The sequence below is a fragment of the Pseudomonadota bacterium genome (genome assembly GCA_011049115.1).
GTDB lineage: Bacteria > Desulfobacterota > Anaeroferrophillalia > Anaeroferrophillales > Tharpellaceae > DSCM01.
Genome location: DSCM01000035.1, coordinates 1 through 3,461 on the forward strand (window position 1 = coordinate 1; position 3,461 = coordinate 3,461).

The 3,461-nt window shown below is 55.6% G+C and carries 3 protein-coding genes and 1 tRNA gene; 3 read left to right on the forward strand and 1 reads right to left on the reverse strand.

Annotation, left to right across the window (positions count from 1 at the left end; all coding sequences use genetic code 11):
* Positions 1–562: 562 nt before the first annotated feature.
* Positions 563–638, reverse strand: a tRNA-Lys gene (locus tag ENN66_03205).
* Positions 639–1,036: 398 nt separating this feature from the next.
* Here ENN66_03205 and ENN66_03210 point away from each other — a divergent pair.
* From ENN66_03210 to ENN66_03220, 3 genes are all read left to right on the forward strand, one after another.
* Positions 1,037–2,020, forward strand: a complete 984-nt coding sequence (locus tag ENN66_03210) for a TRAP transporter substrate-binding protein (protein HDS15616.1) — start codon at positions 1,037–1,039, stop codon at positions 2,018–2,020.
* Between the two features lie 63 nt (positions 2,021–2,083).
* On the forward strand, positions 2,084–2,560 hold the full coding sequence (locus ENN66_03215) for a TRAP transporter small permease (GenBank protein ID HDS15617.1): 477 nt from the start codon (positions 2,084–2,086) through the stop codon (positions 2,558–2,560).
* On the forward strand, positions 2,557–3,461 hold a 905-nt coding region (locus ENN66_03220), incomplete at its 3' end, for a TRAP transporter large permease subunit (GenBank protein ID HDS15618.1). The genes ENN66_03215 and ENN66_03220, both read left to right, overlap by 4 nt.

Consider the following 3,461-nt stretch of genomic DNA (forward strand, 5'->3'; position numbering starts at 1 on the left):
CTCGAACCAGACAGGGACAAAGCCATGCCACCAGAGTCCGGATCCGCAACGGGGGCAGCAGGATGGTTTACTCCAGGGAAAACTTTTCCCCAAAAGAGCAATTTGGTTGACAAGAACGTCAACTGATATTACCGAAATAACAGCTCCATTGCAGGTCGCTATTACCTGTTTTGGAGGGGGTGGCAAGGCACGTCAATGGCTTGCCACCCTACCTTCAAAATAATTTGATTATCAGAATGACTGCATCAGGACATTTTGATAATTTCCTACACCAGATTGACACTTTAAATCAAGAAGCAACAGTTATTATCGAGGACGTTAACGGCGAGCGGCGAGCGGTTTTCCCTCAGGAAGGCCAAACCTACATTGATTCTTTACCGGAGGAAAGAAAGAAAATGTACATCTAAGTTCGTCATCGACCACAGGTTCCAGGGGTCGTGTCAACTCGGATCGAGGAGCAATCAGTTTAAAAACGCAAAGTGAAGGTCAAATGGCGGCCCAAAAAAAAGGACACTCAGCGAATCAACGCCAAGTGTCTTTTCTCTTTGTCTGAATTTTTTGGTGGTGAGCCGTGCAGGAGTCGAACCTGCGACCCTCTGATTAAAAGTCAGATGCTCTACCAACTGAGCTAACGGCCCCAACCCTCGCGCAAAACGAGCGCCGCTTCTATCAAATGCCTTTGACTTTGTCAAGATAAAATCGACCCCAGGAAAGAAGGCGGTACATGTTTTATGGCCCGACAACATTCGGCCAAGACCGCTAGGGCTCAGGGTCACGGTCTGCTTAGTTTGCGCTTGCATTTCGTGAAATAACATATTAACATCCTTCTTGATAAAGAATTATTTTGAGTAAAAACCCTGGCCCCAGCGCCGCAGTCTTTTACAGAAGCGGCGGTTTTCCCTGAGAGTCGGGTAAAAAAAAAGGATTCATATCCGATGAAGCCCTGATTTTTCAGGCCGACTTTCTTTTAATCGCAAAGAAATCGGCGAGGTTTATCATGAGCACAAGAAAAGTTTTTCATTTAGGTTGGTTCGTCATGATGACCCTGATCACGGCTCTGATCATGCCGCGGGGCGCGGAGGCGGGAGAAAAGAAGATCAAGCTGTCCTACAGTATTTTTTTCCCGTCAACCCACGCGCAATGCCGGGCCGGTGAGGCCTGGGCCAAGGAGATCGAAAAAAGAAGCCACGGGCAGGTTCAAATAACGGTCTACCCCGGCGGCACCCTGACCCAAGCCCCTCAGGTCTACGATGGGGTCGTCAACGGCATTTCGGATATCGGCATGTCCTGTTTCGCCTACACCCGCGGCCGTTTTCCCCTGCTTGAAGCCCTTGATCTGCCGGCCGGCTACCCCGACGGCAAAACCGCGACCCGCATCGCAACGACCATCACGCAGGAATTCAACCCCAAGGAGATTCAAGACACCCACGTTCTCTATGTTCACGCCCATGGACCAGGGGTTCTGCATACCAAGAAAAAGCCGGTCCGGAGCCTGGCCGATCTTGCAGGCATGAAAATCCGCTCCACCGGTCTCAGCGCCAAGATCATTCAGACCCTTGGCGGCCTACCCGTGGCCATGGACCAGGGCAGCACCTATGAGGCCCTGCAAAAAGGCACCGTCGTCGGAACGATCGGACCGATCGAGGTTCTGAAAGGCTGGAAGCAGGGTGAAGTCGTCAAATACAGTACCAACATTCCCAGCATCGGCTATACAACCTCGATGTTCGTCGTCATGAACAAGGGAAAATGGCAGGCCCTGCCGGAGAAGATCAAAACCATTTTCACCGAGGTCAGCGCGGCATGGGTCGCCATTCAGGGCCAGGCCTGGGATGACGCCGACGCCGCCGGCCTGGCCTATACCCTGGAAAGAGGAAACCAGGTCATAAGCCTTCCGGAAAGCGAGAGCCGGGCCTGGGAGGCCAGGGTTCAGCCCATCTTCGACGACTATATTAAAAGCACCACCAGCAAAGGACTACCGGGGGACCAGGTGGTCGCCAGAATCAAAGAGATGCTCCGATAAGATGATTCTTTTGGTCCCGACAGCGGTTTGCCGCGGCCTCAACCTTAAAAAAGCGGCGGCCGCGTGAGCAGATTAATTCGGCAACTGACCAGGCTGATGAACCTGGCGGCGGCGGTCTGCGTCTTCGCCATGATGCTTCTGACCTGCGCCGATGTGGTTTTGCGCCTTTTCAAGCATCCGATTCTGGGAGCTTATGAACTGGTCGGCCTGATCGGCGCCCTGGGCATCGCCCTGGCGATGCCGGCGACCACCCTGCATCAGGGCCATGTGGCGGTTGAATTCATCAGCGACAAACTCCCCCGAAAAGCTCAGAGAATCTGCCGCTTCGGCGCCGATTTTCTAAGTCTGCTCCTGTTCGCCCTGATCTCCCGGCAAACTTTTATCTATGCCGAAATCCTGAGAAAAACCGGCGAGGTAACCGCCAATCTGCAGATGCCCTTTTACCCGGTGGTTTATGTGATCGCGGCCGCCGCCCTGCTGGTCTGCCTGGTCCTGATGCGGCAACTGTTCCCCGGCGCCGACGAGGTGACGTCTTCATGAGCCCCTTAGCGATCGGCCTGATCGGAATCGCTCTTTTATTTCTCCTGCTGTTCGCCCGGATTCCCGTGGGCTTTGCCATGGCGATCGTCGGCTTTGCCGGCTTCGTTCAGCTGGTCAATCTCAATGCCGCCCTCTCCCTGCTCGCCCGGGATGTTTTTTCGACCTTCGGCGCCTACGGCCTGACCGTGATTCCCCTGTTTATCTTCATGGGGCAGGTTTCTTTTCACGCCGGCATCAGCCGCCGCCTCTATGACACCGCTTACGCCTTCATCGGCCATCGCCCGGGCGGCCTGTCCATGGCCACCATCGGCGCCTGCACCGCCTTCGGCGCGATCTGCGGTTCCTCCCCGGCGACCGCCGCCACCATGGCGACCGTCGCCCTGCCGGAAATGAAACGCTACCATTACTCAATGGAGCTGGCCGCCGGGGCGGTCGCTTCGGGCGGCAGCCTGGGGATGCTGATCCCCCCCAGCGTGGTCTTCATCGTCTACGGCATCATGACGGAACAATCGATCGGTAAACTTTTCATGGCCGGGATTCTTCCGGGTCTGCTGATCGCCTTCCTGTTCTGCCTGGCGATTCTTTACACCTGTAAACGCCACCCCGAATTCGGCCCTCCCGGCCCCAAAAGCTCCTGGTCCCAACGCCGACAATCCCTGAAAGGCACCGGGGAAACCCTGCTGCTGTTCGCTCTGGTCATGGTCGGTCTTTTTGCCGGTTTTTTTACCCCGACCGAAGCCGGGGCCGTCGGCGCCATGTGCAGCCTCGGCATCGCCCTGAGCGGCGGCAATCTCAGCCCGACCAAGCTCAGAACCGCACTTCTGGAAACCACCCGGACCACCTGCATGATCATGATTATCGTCACCGGCGCGGTTATCTTCGGTCATTTTCTCGCGGTCAC